The sequence below is a fragment of the Undibacterium sp. Ji50W genome (assembly GCF_049340445.1).
Taxonomy (GTDB): domain Bacteria; phylum Pseudomonadota; class Gammaproteobacteria; order Burkholderiales; family Burkholderiaceae_D; genus Undibacterium.
The window spans coordinates 147,304-165,242 of record NZ_JBMPOX010000006.1 but is presented as its reverse complement, the minus strand read 5'-3'; the positions used below and the strand labels follow the sequence as shown (position 1 = coordinate 165,242).

The window sequence follows — 17,939 nt, the reverse complement described above, 5'->3', positions numbered from 1 at the left end:
GGCCGTACGCTTATTTTTGCTTATTTTTTATGACAACATCAGAAACATTCCAGCGCGCACGCAAGCCAGAACAAAAAGAAGAGCGCCGTATGCATTTGCTGGCAACGGCCAAGGCGGCCCTGCATGGCGGCACGGAGGTCAGCGATCTGGGCCTGAACGAGCTGGCGCGCAAGGCGCAGATGACCAAGTCGAACGTGTACCGCTACTTTGAGAATCGCGAGGCGCTGCTGCTGGCCCTGCTGGAGGAAGAATCGGTGCTGTGGCGCGATGAACTGGTCGAGCGGCTGGCCATTACACCACAGGCCACGGCAGAACAGATCGCCCAGGCTTTCGCCGGTGCAAGCGTGGCTTATCCGCTGATGTGTCGCCTGTTCAGCGTTTTACCATCCATCATAGAACACAACGTTTCGCGCGAACGCCTGACCGAATTCAAGCTGAACTCATTGGCCTTGATGGTGGGGCTGGCAGAACAATTGCACCTCAGCGCACCAACGCTGCCATTTGAATCATATGTCAGGTTTGTACGCCTGGCGATGGCGATGCTGATCGGCCTATGGCCACTCAGCCGCCCGGCCTCAGCCCTGGCTGGCGTGCTCTCGCTACCCGAACTGCAAGTCTTGCGGTATGACTTTGAAACCGATTTTACGTCCGGACTGTTGTTGCTGCTACGTGGCCTTGAGCCGGTGTGAGCTAGCTTATGCATAGGTATGTTCGGTTCAAAAGCCGGGGGCACCCATTTGAGCTTGCCCCTGACAAGCATATCCCTTGAGCGAAATAAACACTATTTATGAAAGAATACCAAATGAAAAAATTTCTCATCACTTGCAGCACGTTGCTCGCCATGTCAGCCAGTCTGCCTGCTTTCGCGGAAGATCCCGTGGGGGATTGGACAGGTTTAATAGAGGGTGCGATTCGTCTGAATATTTCCGTCACTAAAACACAAAGTGGGCAACACCAAGTCACGGTCATCAGCCCTGATCAGGGCAACTTCACCATCAAAGCCGACAAAGTAGACGCCGGTGAAAATTTCATGCGTTTTAGCATTGCGAAACTCAATTGCAACTATGAAGCAAAATGGGACGAGACACAGAAAGCATGGCTCGGCACGTGGACACAGGGACAGCAAGCCAAACTTAAGCTTACGCGTTTAGACGCCAAAGCCTTGGCGGCACAAGTGAAAAAGCGCCCACAGGAAGAAGCAATAGCAAAAAGCCCGCGCAACTATTCAAGTACAGATGTGAGTTTTCAAAATGCAAAAGCCAAGATAAGTTTGGCTGGCACACTGACACTACCGCAAGGCAAGGGCCCATTTCCCGCAGTCGTTTTGGTGCATGGATCAGGTCCCAATGATAGAGACGAAACCATTAAAGACCATAAAATTTTTCTGGTATTGGCAGATCATTTAAGCAAACAAGGGATAGCGGTGCTGCGCTATGATAAACGCGGCATCGCAGCATCGAAAGGCGATTACAAGAGTGCTACGACCTTTGACTTTGCCGACGATGCGCAAACAGCGGTGGACTATCTGCGCACCCGCTCTGAAATCAACCAGGACAAATTGGGAATGATAGGCCATTCCGAGGGTGGTCTGATCGCGCCCGTGCTGGCAGCAAATGATCCCAAACTGAAATTTATCGTGTTGATGGCAGGTCCTGGCATACGCATCGATGCTTTAATGCTGGAACAGGGGCGACTACTTGGACTTGCCAATGGTGAAAGCCAAACCGAAGTCGAGAAAGCGCAGAAAGTAAGTCGTGAAGCTTATGCCATTATGAATTCGGGCGCAGACGACAAGACGATCAGCGAGCGACTGACAGCATATTTCGACCAAGCAGAAAAAAACGGTGATCTGGCCAAGGGGGCAGGCGCGGGACAATTAAGCACCTTGGCAAGCCCCTGGTTTAGAGCATTTATCAAATACGACCCTGCACCGACCCTGGCGAAAGTGAAGCAAGCAACACTGGTTTTGAATGGCGAACTGGATCTGCAAGTTCCCGCTAAAATGAATCTTGATGGGATACGGGCGAATATGAAAGCGAACAAAAACGTCGTCATCAAAGAACTGCCTAAACTCAATCATCTGTTTCAAACCGCGACCAACGGTTCATCGGCTGAATACGGAAAAATCGAGGAAACTTTGTCGCCTGTAGCCTTAGACGCTATGTCTGGTTGGATCTTACAACAATAAATTCAATGCACTTGCCAAACACCTTCGTCAAGAACGGGCGCGGGGTCAGCAAAAATAGGGTCTGACATTCACGAGACTGGGCGACGGCGACAGCCTGTGTGGGGCGATTAGCAGCGCGTAATCGCCCGCCGGGTTGGAAATGTATGAATGTCAGACCTGGCCCCGGCTTTTGGATAGTTGCGGGCGCAGACAAACGAAGTTACATCAGTTGAATCTACTAGTTTCCTAGCTCGACTTTGATTATATGACCGAAAATTACTTACCCCAAGTGAACGAATGTTGCTAAAAATTATTTTCTAATGGATCACTTTTGAATCAATAAAAACGATAAAATTGACATTCTCATTCTTTATCGCCCCTTTCAATACGATTATTAGGACTTACGCAAAATTGTCCCAGCAAGGCTATCGCTTTTAGGAAACCTCCCTTGCAAGGGAGGTTCGTTTCGTCGGCAGGCAACATGTTGCCTGAAACCCCGACTACACCGTCAGCGACGAAGACAGTACTTTAGTACCGAATCTTGCTAAATGCGGAGCTGCAACGCAGCTGGGGCGGTTTTGCGTAAGTCCTAATTATTTAGTTTCATATTTAGTCTCTTAATTCATTAGAAATAAGTGAGGTTGCTCATGGGTTCGCCATTGCCGATGCAACATAAACAAACTGAAGCTCCAAAGAACGATACTTCGCAAGGCGTACAACTTGCCGTCGATAACGGGAGTCAGTTGGAAGGTAAATTGGGGAATGGACTCAGCGACAACCGGGCCCAGGCCATCGCTCAGCGTCGGCTTTCGGACATTGCCAATAACAGTAACCAGGCCAAGAAATTGCAGGCCTACCAGCGGATGGCACAAACCAGTAAGCGGACCCTGCAACTTAATGCTACGCGCACAATGATGGATGCGCATGTGCTCCGAAGCAATTCATCAGAAACCGATAGTGCCAAAGGCGTTGTACAGACCAGCTCCAAAACCAATAACACGGGTCTTTCGGAGAGTCTCAAATCGGGCATTGAAAACTTGTCCGGCCTCAGCATGAATCATGTAAAGGTTCATTACAATTCCTCAAAGCCGGCGCAACTCAATGCCCACGCCTACGCGCAAGGCAGCGAGATTCATGTTGCACCGGGTCAGGAGCAGCATGTGCCGCATGAAGCCTGGCATGTGGTGCAACAGGCGCAGGGGCGTGTACGGCCAACCATGCAAAAGAAAGGTGGAATACCAGTCAACGATGACCGTGGATTGGAAGAAGAGGCAGACAGGATGGGTCTCAAGGCAATGCAGTCTCGGCCAGTGCAGTTGAGTGACAATAACAAAGGGGCTTCAGCAAACGTAGATGGACAATATTCACTTCACTCGGCCAGTACCCAACATCAGGTTCCAGTACAAAGAAAAATTGATTTTTCTGGAGAGGACCCTCTGCGCCCAGATTTTCTTCAAATTCATATACGGGCTGAAGCATTGCACGCCAAGGTGAAGCAGGCGATAGAAAAAAATTTCATTGAATTAAACGCGTTTTTTCCTGACTATGAAGAAGTAAAAGCAGAACTGGATAGAAAACTGGCATTTGCCAATAATCTCTGGGATTTGGTGAATAGTTCTATTGATTATGGTGAAATCAACCTGGACAACCCCCAACACGTGGCCAGTTACTTTCAAAGTGCGAAAAAATTCCTTAATAAGAACTACCGGGCACAACAGAAAAAAGATCAGTTGGAGTCTTCAGAACTGGACAAAAAGAAAAAACCTTGGGAGTTGCATAAGGAATTTGAAGCGCAAAAAAAACAAACGTTAGATCCCGCTAAAACATTTCAAGTCGCCTTACTGGGGACTGGAGCCAGTATTGCCAACTACATCAATGTCAATGGTCGCTCTTTGGACCCGCGCAGTACCGTCATTATTGGACAGGTGCAGCCCTGGAATCCACGAGCACTCAAGAGCAGGGGAATCAGCTTCGTCAATCACCCTATGCACATGATTTCGCCAAAGCGCAGTCATACACAATTGCCCAAGAAATCAGATGGAACAGATGAAGAGTTTGAGGGCAATGCCTTAGCGCTGTCAAAGGATATTGCTTACTTCAGCAGTCGTTTCACCACGGTTAATGCGGAAATCAGCAAGGTCAGCAGATTGCCAAACAAATGGTATGAGATACAAAGCGGTCGTGGCACCTACTATGCACTCAAAGTGGTGTCTGGATTAGGTATAGGCCCACATAAATTCGATAATATTAAAAGTAATAAACACTACGAAGAAATAGATGAAAAAGATCGGGATACTGAAAAACGCCGGGTAATGGATCTTGATGAATTCCAGCGACAATTGAATGTTCCTACTTCAAACATCATGCAAGATTATACCGAGCGGAAAAAGCTCGGGCGAATACTCTTGATTGGTGTTGCCGGACCCAATGCAGGTGTAGATGCAGCTTATACCGCGAGCAATCTTGGCATGGGAGTAGACTGGGTAGTGACCGGCGGCCCGGCTATTGCCGAGGGGATGGGGAATAAAATCAAGAACAAAGGTTGGGTTGACTTGTATTTTGACTATTTAAATGGCTGGACTATTTCTGGCGATCGCGTGAAGATGGATATTTCTGGAAAATGGAAAAAGGATGTAGACCGCGTAAATGCAGGACAAGAATTCGTTAGAAAAAATGGAGGTTGGCGTGTTTCGGAATCCAAGAATAAGTTGGTCGATTACCTGGTGATAGCCCAAGGACCAGCAGTAGAAAAAGTATGGAATACTTTTGATCCAAGTGCCAGAAAGGACTTGAGCTTGCAATATGATACGAGTGGCCGGTTTGGTATATCAACTGGCTCAACTACATCGAGTGATAGTATCGATGTATCGTTGAAGCATAGTAACTACAATATCTACTGGAAAGGCATTGAGCCTCGAGTAAAAAAGGTGTTGAAAGATAGTAAGATAACGACCCAGATAAAGAGTGTGGACAAATTGTTGATATCGGCGCAAAAGATTTTGGAAGTCAAAGAGTTCGCACCAGTCACTTTATCAGAGGGCACCGCAACAGGCTTGGCTGCCAGTGATAATTCACTGGAAATCATAGGTGGCTCTGCTATCCGCTTACTTGATTATATTGATGTCCTGGTCGGGGAAAGAAATAAAAAAGAGGAAGATTACAAAAAGCTTGGTGCAGATAAAAGAAAATTGAACAAAGAAATAGTTTTATTGAACAACACTATTCCAAACAATCTGAATCAGCTTGGTAATGCACAAAAAATGCGGCAACTTGTCAAAACCTTGTCTGCACCTACTATTTTGAATAATGACCAACTTACACCTTTGCGTGCCCAAATAGAAGCGCTGATTGACTATGTACCTGGTTACGTCGGTATGGAAGAATCGAATTTTGTTACAGATGACCAAACCATGATTGCTTTGCAGATTGCTGACCGTTACGGGAATATCCCACCTACACTAGCCAATTGGGTAACCCAGAAAATTATCGAAGACAGGCAATTGAATCGTGTGGAACCTGGTACGAGCAACGGTTCGCGGGCGTTTGTCAATAAATGGAAGACTAAGCTCAATCAATTAAATGAACTTTTTTCTATCGAGAAGATTAAACAAATTGCTGAGTAATTCAGATAGCCGGTACTAGCCCTGGCCAAATGGACAGAACGAGTTAATGTACAGTGCGTTGCACTGGCCGGTGTTTGCTGGGTTGTCATTTTCACGATCGCCTTGACCTTGCGCTCGGAAATCTGCGGCTTGCGTCCTGGCCGCGTTCCATCCTGCTCAATTCCCGAAAGACCATCTTCGATGTAGCGACCACGCCAACGTGCCACAGTGGCGCGCAAGACGCCCAACTCGGCGCTAATCTCCTTGTCCGTCGCGCCATCTGCCGCGAGTAGAATCATTTTCGACCGCTCGGCTATCTCCACTTAGGGGAGAGAATTGGCGCTTACCAATAAATTCGGCGCACTTGACAAATACCTTCGTCAAGAACGGGTGCGGGGTCAGCAAAAACAGGGTCTGACATTCACGAGACTGGGCGACGGCGATAGCCTGTGTAGGGGCGATTAGCAGCGCGTAATCGCCCGCCGGGTTGGAAATATATGAATATCAGACCCCGGCTTTGTTGGGCGTGTCTGCATTGCTTTAAGCAGATTGCCACGCACTGAATGCTCAGTTGCCGTGTTAGGATTTGAAAGCACACACTCACAATGAATTGATATGTTCCAAACAATCACCATAAACCTGCCCATCGATATGCCTGCATCCGATTGGGAAAAAGTAAGTAAAGTCTATAGAGAAATGGATGGCTGGATAGAAAATTCTGAATGGCCGTGCTGGTATGGCAAAGAGGGAAGTGATCGTTATATTTCGGCATCTGCAGAACCAAGTGGCTTGTTGTTTGACGGTGAAATGGAGCCTGGACTCTGGACAGCCTGGTTCACGGTATTGTGTGCCAGGCTGACGCTTGCGCTTGGGCGACCTGTTCATGATGCTGAAATGTAATCTCTTCGAACAGATCTACAGCGGGTAGACGCTTGAACTGAATATGGCAGAGCCTACGCTGAACTATATTGAAATTAGATTTATGCAGTCAGTACATCAGTTTTCCCATCTGTGGAACGGCACCGAGCTTGGCTGGGTCGTCCATTGTCACGTCAGGAATTTGCAGCATCTTCAGCTTGTATTCACAGATGCAGGACCGACGCTTGCCGATATAAACGCGCTACGCGCTGTTGTACCCGGGTTTGCTGATAAGCCGCCAGGCGAGATAGTGGCGTTGGTCAGGAAGGCAAAGCGGTTTCCTTTAGGCGAACATGAATCAGCCTGTGCTAGAAAACTAATTCAGCAGTGCGAGTCACAGGGCTTACAAGTAGAAATCACTGGCAGACAAGTTGTTTCGTATAGGTTGATAAATCAGATTTCCAATCGCAGCCTGATTATAGAAGACGAAATTATTTGCCGATCGGTTGCCGAAGAAGCGATCAGGCAAGGCCTGGGCGTTATACATTCTGAGGAATAATTCAAATCTGGTTTCTGGCAAAATTTTCAATTAGACTGTTACCATACCGCACACAACCTATAAGACACCTGTGAAGCCAGACGTACTCTATGAATACTCAGGACGCGATGGCGTAGCCGTATTCTTTTCTTTCCTTTTTATATTTATACCAGGAGGCGTAGTCCCCGGCTTGCCTTTCATGAGTATTCAGGCTTTTCTGATGGGCGTTGGCATATTTATTGTCCTGGCTTTGGGAATGAGATGCAAAATCATCGTAAAGCCTGATTCGGCAGAATTTGTGCGTACATGTTACTTCATCCCTTACTCTGGACATATGGGGCAGGAAATTACCACTGTCAGGTTTGACGGTGATTGGGGAGATGAAGACAAATCAGCCGGAGTAGTCGTCACTATCGACAGTGTCGAAGTACACATCGGTGCAAAAAAACGCATGGTAGAACTCCATGATTCTCTGTTCCGACTGTCTGTGGAATACAAGGAAATGCTGGCAAGACGAGAGTTGCAGGGCAATTACGAATAGTTTCTTTGATCCAGGATGAAATTCAAAAAAGAATGCGTCTACATGTGCAAAAAAATGAGCGCTTTATGCCAATGGCTTTTGACAGGACTTTTTTAGGAATTTGAAATGACGTATTGGCACAGCGTATGCCCCGCATGTGAGCAAGGTCGTTTGTTGGTAGTGAAAATTCGGGAATCAGGCGAATTATTTCTGCTTTGTGACGAATGTGAAATGGCATGGCTAAATCCAGAGTCGATCAATGTTAAGACACACTTTGATTTTCAAGGCAGAAACATTGATAGTGCTTGTCGCGAAGATATTGAAACTTTCGGATGGAACCGATATCCGTTAAACCAAGTTTAATGGGGCAATGCCCATTTAGGCGGTAAATTCAAAAACTAAATAATATGTTACGCCGCACACTACTATCCTGTTTATTGATTTGGTTATCGCCCCTGATTTGGGGTGCGATTGCGGCTGCCTACACAGTTGGTTTGTTCCGGCTCATTGGCTTCAACCCTGAGATTGAACCTGACTATATAGGGGCCGTAACAATGGCTCTGTATTTCGTCGGCGGAGTAGTTGGGGCATGGCTGATTGCCCGAATAGTGAACTTTAAAAAAAGACTGGTCCATTGCGCTACGTTCTTGCAGTGACTTTCTTTTTCGTATTTGCCTATATTTTCATCCGATCCGTTGTCGTTGAGTCTGCACTGGTTTCGAAGTATGCGTATTGTTGTTGCTGTGAGCGTGTTCCAACATGCAGTGAGACGTATATTCGGATACTGAGTCCAATAATGTTTTAATATGACGCCCCACTCGGGAGGACGCATATTTGCACCGAGGGCCAGATACATATAGGCGGGCGATTGCATTTCACTGGTTGTAAATATTAACTCCCCACCACCACACGACTACACTGCAAGGGCACATACCCTTCCCATTTCCACGGCGTGTACACATCCTGTATCAGCAATTCCAGCAGGTTTTTGAAGATGTGGTCGCCGTTGGCGCTGTTGCTCATGATGACGACGGCGGTTTTTTGATCGTCGAAGACGACGGAATGGTTTTCCCAGCCGTCGTCGTGGCCTTCTTTGAAGTAGGCTTTGCCGTGGGGTGTCTGGAAGATGCCCCAGCCCAGGCCGTAGGATAGTTGGATGGGCTTGTTCTCATCCGTCGATGCGGTGGACAGGGTGGGGAACTGGGTGGGTGTGGTGATGGTGATTTGTGGTGCCAGCATGATGGCTTTGGCGTCTTTGCTGATGATGGTCGCCTGCATGACGCCCTGGATGAAATGGGCGTAGTCATTCAGGGTGGTGTCCATGGAACCGGCGGCGTGTACTTTTTTTCTTTTCACATGGCCCAGCGATTTTTCATTTTTGTCGTGACCGACTGCCAGGTTGTCGCTGAAGCGGTCTTGCCACTGCATGCTGGTGTTGTGCATGCCAAGGGGATTGAAAATTCTTTCCTGGATCAGGTCGCCGGCTTTTTTGCCGGTGACGGTTTCAACGACGAGTTGGGCAAGATAAATACCTTCGCCTGAATACGCATAGCGGCTGCCGGGGGTAAAATTGATTTCGAGTTTCTTGCTGGCGTTCAGCCAGCGGAAGTTGGCGAAACCGGCGGTATGGTTCAACAGCATGCGCAGCGTGATGGTCAGGTAGCGTGGGTCGTCTGCCAGGTCGCGGTAATTGCCATAGTCTGGCAGGGGCTTGGGCAGGTATTTTTGTATTGGTACATCCAGATCAAGCACGCCTTCGGTCACCAGTTGCGATACCAGCGTGGCAAATACGGCCTTGGTGAAGGATGCGCCATACATGACGGTGTCTTCGGTCAATGGCAATTGCTGGTCTTTGTCGCGCCAGCCAAAGCTTTTGGTGTAGACAATTTTATTGTCGTTGAGGATGGCGATGCCCAGGCCGGTGACGCAGGACGCTGCCATCAGGCGTGTGACCTGGGTTTCTATTTCTGTGGACGAGATGCTGGAACCATCAAGGCGCTTGATCGTGACTGGTTCGGCCAGCGTGGGCGTATTTGTGATGGCCAGCAGGGGTAAGACCACAAAAGCGGCGATGGCTTTAGTCCATTTCATGCGGTTCTCCTGATCAGATTAACCCTTAGATTAGACTTTAGATTACACCTCAGATTAAATCTCAAATTACACCCTCAAAACATGAACGATTTCACCAGATTCAAATCCCCGATCTTGCGTAGCGGGATGACGAAGCTTTCGCGTTTTTCTCTGGCGGTGTTTTCATAAAACACCAGGGTCACGCGGGCGGTGATGATGGGCTGTTTGCGTTGGCCTTCATCAAAGTTATAACCGCCAGCGCTGGTATAGTTACCCCAATAATTGACAAACACATGGTAAGCGCCATGCAGGGGGGCGATGGTGGTGAACATTTCGGGGCCGGGGCCGTCGACACTATCCACATCGAGGCCACCACCGCCATTCAAGGTGGGTACGCCAAAAAAGGCGTGCTGGCCGTCGGGGGTGATGATGTGCAGGTCCACTTCGGCTTCTGGCGCATCCCATGAACAGATGATGCGTAGCTGTGGCGACAGTTGCTGGGTATTGGCTTCGTAATACTGTACGCGTTGCAGGCTCTTGCCATCTGGCCCCATGATTTCTATATTGTTGGAACCGCTGCCAAAGGCATAGTGGCGTTCATAGCGGCCATCGGTGCCATAGTTAAGTACCATGGGGTTGCCGTTGACGATGAGGGTGTGCTTTCTTTGCTTGCCGGCGTCGCGGATGTGGCCTTCGATCAGGGTGCGGTTTTTTTGCGTGCCACGGTCTATCGGTGGCAGCGGGTAAGAGGCACGTCCTTCACTGGATTTGTCGGTCAGGCCGCCATAGTTCCAGCCACCACGCGGGCTGTTGATGGTGGGTTGTTCAGTGGCGGCGGGTTTTTCATCGGCCAGGGCATGGGTGGTGCCGATCGCACCGCTTAGCACGACACAGCCCAGCAAAAAAAGGGGGATCTTCATGGCGTGGGTCTCAAGGATAGGTGAAGGATTTGATCAGCGTCAGCTCACCGGCTTTGCGCATGGGCACCTGAAAAATTTGCTGCTTTTCTGAGAGCGTGCCTTCCTGGCTGATGATGGCGACCTTGGCGATGGTCAGGTCTTTGTCGTTACCACCGCTGCCATAGTAGTTGACGTACACATGGTAAGTGCCTTTGATGGGGGCGGTGTTGGCATAGATTTCTGGCCCATAGCCGGTGGTGACATCGACATCCAGTGCGCCGCCATTGGCTACCACGCGGTTGCCGTAAAACACATGCTGGCCATCGGGTGAAATAACGTGCAGATCAAGATCGGTGCCATCGCTGTCCCACGACAAGACCACGCGCAGGCGTGTCAATGGGCGGCTGGTGTTGGTGTCAAAAAACTGCACGCGCTTGACATCGCTGCCGTCAGGGCTGCGCACTTCGACATTGTTGGAACCAGAACTGAACGAGTAGGGGCGGGCAAATTCACCGGCTGCGCCCACAGACAGCGGCATGCCGACACCATTGACGATCAGTTTGCCCGGGCCTTTTTTGATGTTGCCATTGATGCGGCCTTTGATCAGGGCCATTTCGTTCTGGCCTTCGGTATTGACGGACGATGCCGGGTAATGCACAGGCTGGGTAAAAGGTGATGATTCACCACCGCTATGCCGCCAGCCACCACGCGGGGCGTCGACATTGACATCGGCAGCGAAGGCGCTGGTCGCCGATAGCATGGCCACGGTTGTGCCAACGGCGAATGCCAGGCGTGTGAATTTGAGCTTGATCATGTACTTCCTTCTATGAGGCGGCGCGCCAGTTTTTCTACATAGTCTTCTTTGGCGCCGTTCGGATGAAATCGTAAAGCCAGGTGCAGGTATTCATGGGCGAGGGTGATGCGTTCGTCCAGGCTGCGCCAGCCGCGTGCATAAATACGCATGCGCTTCTGGTCTGAATACGGGTTGCCGCTGGCCAGGGCACATACGGCGGGCGGTGTGTCGGGGTTTTCAAAACCGGGCTCGCGGCGCAGCAGGGCTTGCCATTTGCTGCTGTTATTGGCCAGCCAGCTTTGTGCGGCGGCCAGCGGCTGGCAATCGGATTTGCCGTTGAAGCTGGCGATGCTGGCTTGCGGATAACTGGCGGCCAGGATGCGTTCAAAATTCCAGCCCTGGCTGGCCTGCTTTGCCGCGTCTTTCAAAGACATGCGGTTGGTGCCGGCACTGTCATTGTGATAGCGCACGTTTGCGCCTTGCAATATCAGGTCATCGGTAAACCAGGCGGCGTCCATGGCGGCTTCGGTTGGCGGGTTAGCGCTGACGCGCTGGCGGCTGGTGGCGTCGGCGATGCGCCAGCAGCCATGGTCAAGGGTGGCATTTTGTACCAGGTAAGTGCGGGCAGCAATCGCCAGGCTGCGGGCGGCTTGCACATTGCTGGCATCACCTTCCCGGTCTATCACGCGGGCGACATAGTCATTGACGCTGAGGCGGCCACTGATTTGCGGTGCCATGCCGGGCGCACGTTGCAGGTTAAGGCTGCCATTGCTGTTGATGTCCAGTGTATTGCCATTGGAAAATTGCAGGCGATATTTGCCTGTCATGGTGCCGGCGCGGGCGGTGGTGCCGGTCGAGTTGACAGGCACTGGCAGAGGCAGCACTTCGCGCAAAGGGTAACGCGCAAAAAAATCGACATCGACGCAATGGGCTTCGTCACCAACATTGTCCATGTTATTGATGCCTGCCCAGCGTGGTGCGGGCAGGGTGGTGGCCAGCGCATTGGCCCAGGTGCTGAGGCTAGACCGGCTGGACCCACGCGCCCCAAACCAGAATGGCGTGCCATCGGCCAGCCAGCCTGCGGCACCGCCAAAGGCGCTCTGGTCAGGCAGATGCCAGGAATAGGTTTTGTAGCGGATGCCAGTGCCCAGTTGCGCCCAGGCTGCGCGGCCATAGCCTTGCACGGCGGTTTCCAGCAGGGCTGTGCGGGCAGCGGCGCGTGCCTGTGGTGAAAACTTGTTTAAGGTCTCCAGCAAATCCCTGATGCTGATCTGGGTGTCTGGCTGTAGTTGCGCCGTGCGCTGTAACCAGGTGGCGTCGCTGCGGGTTTGCCAATAGCTTTTCCAGTCCTTGTCGTTCAGGCCAAGGCGTGCCGGTGAAAAGTAGGGCGCGCATGATCTTGCCAGGGCGCTGTCGCGCTGTACCTGATCGCCGGGTTCACAGCAATAACGTTCTTCGTCTTTTTCCAGCTTGCTGCGCAGGTCTTTTTTTGCATTGCAAGTATAGGCACTTTCCTGCACGTGATTGTCTTGCAGGTAGGCGTAGACAAACAGCTTCCACAGGCTACCGAGGGGAATCTTTTGTTCTACCGCTTTGCCATCCTGATTGGATGATGTGCTGGCTGAGGTACCAGGCAAGGTACCCGACAAGGCGCGCGCCTCTACTTTGCCATCACGCAACCATGCCACCGTGGCGTTGCCGCTTTCATCCGCAAGTGCGGATAAAGGCAGCATCGCCATGGTTCCTATGGTTGTGCTGGCAAGCATGGTGATGCGGACTAGCTTGCGCGCAGGGTCAGCGAATTTCCATAATCGCACGTGGCTTGTCCTCAAAGGCTTTCTGGTCTGGCTGGTACATGCGGTAGTAGCGGGCAGGCGGCAGGGCAAACTTGCCGGTCTGCGCGGCCCTGACCAGGTGGCGCACCACGACTTCATTTGTCAGTGCGTCTACTGGCACGGCATAGCCGCGTGGGGTCTGTTCATAACGCGCACGTTCCATCGCTTCCATATCTTTGCCGCCAGGGAAACGAACGCTGATGCCCCAGGTAGAGCGGTCAGCCGTGGTACCCGGTGGCAGCGGTACTTCAACGATGCCAAAGTTCAGCGTCGGGCCAGATGTGCGGGTCAGCACGACTTCATCCAGATACACTTCATCGGTTTTCAATGTGGCTCCATCGCCCAATAATTCCAGCTTGAAGCCAGCTTTGCCAGGTACAGGCTGCGCCACAGCACTGGCAGAGTTGGCGGCAGGCTTGCTTGCGGTGCTTGGCGTGGTGCTTGGTGCTGTGATGGCTTCTGGTACCAGGCGGTACAGGCGGCGTTCCAGCTTCACTGGTAGGCTGGTTTTTTCTGGCTCGCGGCTGTCAAACTGGGCGATTGCTATCATGCCGGCACTTGGGGTCGATGTCATCTTGATGACGCCTGGTGCCGGTGTGGCGGCAGTGACATTCCAGCGGAATACATTCTGGCCGGTGATGGTTTCCCTTGCCTGCCAGCCGGCTTCCAGTTCTACCTTGGCCATGTTGTTGCGCAGCAGTGGGTCATTGGCGCCAGATTTGCCGGCAGTACCGCCACCCATGGCGCGGTAAGTCCACAGCAGGGCCAAGGCGCGGTCTATGGTTGGGTATTCAGCCCGTACCCATTCAAGTACCGCTGCGCTTTCATTGGCCGGGCGTTTGCCAGTCAAAATCAGCAGGGCTTCACCCAAAGGCAGGTCGGCCTGGTGCACGCGTGCTGCGGCATCCGGCAGGGCTGCGCTGGTGGCGGCTGTCAGGTTGCCCTTGCTTTGCTGTACCACATAGGCGGCCAGCAGGGTGCTCATGGCGTTTTGCAGATCATCATCCCGGTTGGCGAAGATCATGCTGCTCATACCAGAGCGAGGGGTCACAGCGGCCGGTTTGGCAGATGCAGCCTTGTTGCCCAGTTCTTCGCTCAGGGCTTCGGCCAGTGAACGTACCGGCAAGCCCATGTCCTGCATCCAGTACAGCATCAGGGCGCGTTGCCATACGGGCTGGTTGATGCCGTCCTTGCGATAGACTTCGGTCAGGCGGTCAAAATGGCCGTCTGGCAGCGCCAGTTTGAGGGCACGGCTGGCATGCCAGTCGGCATAGTAGGCATAGGTGGTCAGCAGGGCATCACCATCCTTTTCTGGCACGCTCCACCAGCCAAAGCTGGCGTTGGGGCCAGCCATTTGCGCCAGGCGGAAGCGGTAGCTGTACAGGCGTTGGGTCAGTTGTGCCGTCAGTTTCTCTTCACTTGGCAGCGTCGCCTGCAAGGCCAGGCTGTAGGGGATCAGGCGGCTGGATGTTTGCTCGACACAACCAAACGGGTAGTCGATCAGGTCATCCATCAAACGACGGAACTGGGCATTGGCGCTGTCTGCAAATTGCAGTTGCAGGTTGCTGGCATCTGCTGGCAGTTTCAATATGGTTTCCTTGCCGGTGACCGGCACGCTGACCGAGCGTTGGCTGAGCCAGTGCACGGGGATGATTTTCAGCGGTACGTTCAGCGCATCCACCGTCTTGCCGCCCACAGCCAGCGACAGGTCTATTTTATTGTCCAGGCCATTGGCTTTCAGCGGCAGCGACACAAAATTGGCACCCGGTTTCAGTTTCAGGTTTTCTTGTTTGTTGACGCCAGAACCTGTAACACTGAGGCTGGCGCTGGCATCCTGGTTGCCCTGGTTGAAGATGGCGACGCTGGCGTTAGGGGCATCTTGCACGCGCATCCAGTTCGGGCTGGTCCATTTCACATAAAAGTCTTTGTCAGACCGTACGTAGGCAATGTTTTGGCCGACATTGCCGCTGGCTGCCGTGGCCCGCACGGTAATGCGCCAGCGTGTCAGCGAATCAGGCATGGTGAAGCTCAGGCGGGCGCGGCCTGATGCATCAGTCGTGACATTCGGTTGCCACAGGGCGGTGTCCTTGTCTTCGCGGCGCGGTCTTTCCAATACCTTGATGGCACGGTCATGGGTTTGCCCGTTGGCCGGCAAGGCCAGCTTGGATGGTGGCACCGCCAGGTCATAGGCGATAAAGCTCAGACTGGCCGAGGTGCGCACGTTGTTGCGACGCGGGTGATAGAAAAAGTCAGAAATGTCCGGTGCAATTTCAGGCTGCAGCACATAGATCATTTCATCCACCACACCCACCGTCAACTGGCTGCCGCCTGCTGGTTGGCCAGCGACCATGGCGGTCAGGTCTAGCGTGACCTTGTCACCCGGCGCATACACGGCCTTGTCGGCTTTGACGGCGACATTGATGCGTGGCTGTTCCACTTTTAAGCCCAGGTTCTGGAACACATAGTCGGCACCCTTCACATACACCACAGACAGGGTGATGTTGGGGCCATAGGTATCCTGCACCGGTATTTCTACCTTCCACTGCATCGGTGATAAACGCTTGGCAGTGAGCCAGCCATTGGCATTGGTCATGAGTGCAGTTTTTTCTACCTTGTCCCGCTCCAGCGTGAACAGGGCTTGGTCGATTTGCTGCGGGAAGGTGATCAGGGCACTGGCTGTTTCACCCGGCTTGTAGCTGGCCTTGTCAAACACCATTTCTATCGAACCCTGCGGCGCAGCGACGCCGGCACCGCTGACATAATGGGATGTCGCACCAAGGATATTGCCGTTAGCATCACGCACGGACAGGGTATAGGTGCCAGGTTCAGGGAAGGCCAGGCCCAGCTTATTGCTGTTGCCAAGTTTGCCGCTGGATTTTTTCTGGTTTTCCAGCCTGACCCAATCCCATGTTGCTGGCGCGCTGAGGGTGCTGACCACGTTGCCGGGTACCGGCAGGGCAGTCATGGCAAAGTTCATGTTTTCACCAACGGCAGAGAAGGCGCGTTCGGCTTTCAGGCTATAGGTACCGGCACCACGTTCCACCAAAATTTCTTTGGTGGCGCGCACGCGGTAGGCGGCACCGTCGGTCGCCAACACCGTCAAGACGTAGCGGCTGGGTTCAGTCGCTGCGGGCAGTTTAAAGTCGACAAAGCCATTGCTGTCAGTGGTCAGCACGGTGTTGCTCAACTGAACGGGAAACTGGCCTGCATAACCCAGGTCACCTTCCACGATCGTCAGGCGCTGGGCGCGCACGGTCAGGTCGGCCTTGGCATTGACCACGGGTTTGCCGTCGGGGTAGACCAGTTGCAGCTTGCCGCTGATGGCTTCATTGGTTTTGTAATCTTTTTTGCCGGGCAAGACATTAATTTCAAAATGCGGCTTTTGGTATTCGGCCACGCGGAAAGCGGCACCGTAGTTATTGCCCTTGTAGTTGAAGCGTAATTCGTAACCACCGGCCACAGCATTGTCTGGCAACTGGAATACGGTATCACCACCCGATTGCGGTGTCATTTGCAGGGTCTGGGCCGCGACCGGGAAGCCATTGGCATCAAACACCTGCAACTTCAATTCACCTGCGGTGATGGGTGTGGATTCACGGGCTGAGACAAAGGTACGCCCCAAAAATTTCACATATACAGTTTCGCCAGGGCGATACAGGGGGCGGTCGGTGACGGCATACAGTTTGGTGTTATAGATTTCGCTGTCGTAATAATAGTTTTCTGCAACAAAGACACCGCCTTTGCTGTCTTCACCATAGACATAGGTTTTTTCTGGTGCATCGCGCTCAAAATTGGCGATGCCGCTGGCATCGGTGTTACCGGTACTTAAGATACCGGCACCATCGGTCCATACGGTTTTGGCTTCCGCCACCGGCTGGCTGGTACGGCGGTCTGCTACCCATACCAGCATTTGTTTGCTGGACACTTTGGTGACGGCGATGGAATCAGATACAAACACCAAAGTCACAGCGCGATAGCTGCCGACCATGGCTTCCACCAGGTACAGGCCGGGTTCTTTTTTACCCAGCGGTATCAGGACATTGCCTTTGGGTGAAGCGATAAATTCGCTGCTGCTGCCATCGAGCTGGACGCCTTTGGGCGGCTGTATCGGTTGGGCCACGTGCACAGGGTAACGGAAGCTGTCTACCAGGGTATGCGCCTTCAGCGGCTGGTACAGCGGGTTCAGTTGCTGTGGTGTCGGGGCTTTGACCAGCGGGTGCAGACGCACTTCTGGCACTTGCGTGGTCACGGCTTTCCTGGCATCGGCAGAAAACAGGCTGCGCCACATGCGGCGCGACGCCATCCACCAGCTATCCCAGGTACGGGCCAGCGCATCAGCAATGCCCTTGCCTTTGTAGTTGCCCTGGCTATCAATGCGGTGCAGGTTTTTTTGTGCCTTCAAAAAGTCCAGCGGGTCTTTGACCTTATAGACGTACACATCGACACCACCATATTCGGCGATCTGGCCCATGTCTTGCGCTTCCAGTCGCACGGTGGCATTGTCGGCAGAACCGTAGGCCGCATCACTGAGCAAGAAGAACGATGAACCGCTACTGCCATCCTGCGCTATCGCAGGCATGAACAATAACAGGGCGCACAGCGCTGTCAGGAAAGTGAAATAGCGAGATTGATTGAGTTTGGCTTTCATTGGGCGCTT

12 protein-coding genes are annotated in these 17,939 nt (G+C 52.2%); 6 read left to right on the top strand and 6 right to left on the bottom strand.

The features are described from left to right. Positions 1–29 precede the first annotated feature (29 nt). From ACO0K9_RS11895 to ACO0K9_RS11885, 3 genes are all read left to right on the top strand, one after another. Positions 30–689, top strand: coding sequence for a TetR family transcriptional regulator (locus ACO0K9_RS11895; RefSeq protein WP_422985070.1), 660 nt, complete (start codon positions 30–32; stop codon positions 687–689). Between the two features lie 98 nt (positions 690–787). Further along, a complete protein-coding gene (locus ACO0K9_RS11890; RefSeq protein WP_422985068.1) occupies positions 788–2,188 on the top strand; it encodes an alpha/beta hydrolase family protein in 1,401 nt (466 codons plus the stop codon). Between the two features lie 626 nt (positions 2,189–2,814). Continuing rightward, positions 2,815–5,790 carry a DUF4157 domain-containing protein gene (locus ACO0K9_RS11885; protein ID WP_422985066.1) on the top strand — a complete coding sequence of 992 codons (2,976 nt, stop codon included), beginning with the start codon at positions 2,815–2,817 and terminating at the stop codon, positions 5,788–5,790. Here ACO0K9_RS11885 and ACO0K9_RS11880 read toward each other — a convergent pair. Next, positions 5,739–6,092 (bottom strand): helix-turn-helix domain-containing protein, encoded by a 354-nt coding sequence (locus tag ACO0K9_RS11880; RefSeq protein WP_422985064.1) that lies wholly within the window; start codon positions 6,090–6,092, stop codon positions 5,739–5,741. The genes ACO0K9_RS11885 and ACO0K9_RS11880 overlap by 52 nt on opposite strands. A gap of 292 nt (positions 6,093–6,384) precedes the next feature. Between ACO0K9_RS11880 and ACO0K9_RS11875 the strand changes: the two genes are divergently transcribed. From ACO0K9_RS11875 to ACO0K9_RS11865, 3 genes are all read left to right on the top strand, one after another. Further along, the gene (locus tag ACO0K9_RS11875; RefSeq protein ID WP_422985062.1) at positions 6,385–6,669 is read left to right on the top strand and encodes a hypothetical protein; all 285 of its coding nucleotides are present in this window, start codon (positions 6,385–6,387) and stop codon (positions 6,667–6,669) included. Positions 6,670–6,712: 43 nt separating this feature from the next. Continuing rightward, complete coding sequence (locus tag ACO0K9_RS11870; protein WP_422985060.1) at positions 6,713–7,186, top strand: hypothetical protein; 474 nt, start codon at positions 6,713–6,715, stop codon at positions 7,184–7,186. A gap of 277 nt (positions 7,187–7,463) precedes the next feature. Next, positions 7,464–7,706 carry a hypothetical protein gene (locus tag ACO0K9_RS11865; protein ID WP_422985058.1) on the top strand — a complete coding sequence of 81 codons (243 nt, stop codon included), beginning with the start codon at positions 7,464–7,466 and terminating at the stop codon, positions 7,704–7,706. An 870-nt stretch (positions 7,707–8,576) separates the two neighbouring features. Here ACO0K9_RS11865 and ACO0K9_RS11860 read toward each other — a convergent pair. From ACO0K9_RS11860 to ACO0K9_RS11840, 5 genes are all read right to left on the bottom strand, one after another. Continuing rightward, positions 8,577–9,776, bottom strand: a complete 1,200-nt coding sequence (locus tag ACO0K9_RS11860; RefSeq protein WP_422985056.1) for a serine hydrolase domain-containing protein — start codon at positions 9,774–9,776, stop codon at positions 8,577–8,579. Positions 9,777–9,850: 74 nt separating this feature from the next. Then, the gene (locus ACO0K9_RS11855; protein WP_422985054.1) at positions 9,851–10,675 is read right to left on the bottom strand and encodes a YfaP family protein; all 825 of its coding nucleotides are present in this window, start codon (positions 10,673–10,675) and stop codon (positions 9,851–9,853) included. Between the two features lie 10 nt (positions 10,676–10,685). Beyond that, positions 10,686–11,468, bottom strand: coding sequence for a YfaP family protein (locus tag ACO0K9_RS11850; protein ID WP_422985052.1), 783 nt, complete (start codon positions 11,466–11,468; stop codon positions 10,686–10,688). Then, entirely contained in the window at positions 11,465–13,264 is a 1,800-nt protein-coding gene (locus ACO0K9_RS11845; RefSeq protein WP_422985050.1) for a DUF2300 domain-containing protein, read from the bottom strand. Before ACO0K9_RS11845 ends, ACO0K9_RS11850 begins: the two co-directional genes overlap by 4 nt. Next, complete coding sequence (locus tag ACO0K9_RS11840) at positions 13,242–17,930, bottom strand: alpha-2-macroglobulin family protein (RefSeq protein WP_422985048.1); 4,689 nt, start codon at positions 17,928–17,930, stop codon at positions 13,242–13,244. Before ACO0K9_RS11840 ends, ACO0K9_RS11845 begins: the two co-directional genes overlap by 23 nt. Positions 17,931–17,939 lie beyond the last annotated feature (9 nt).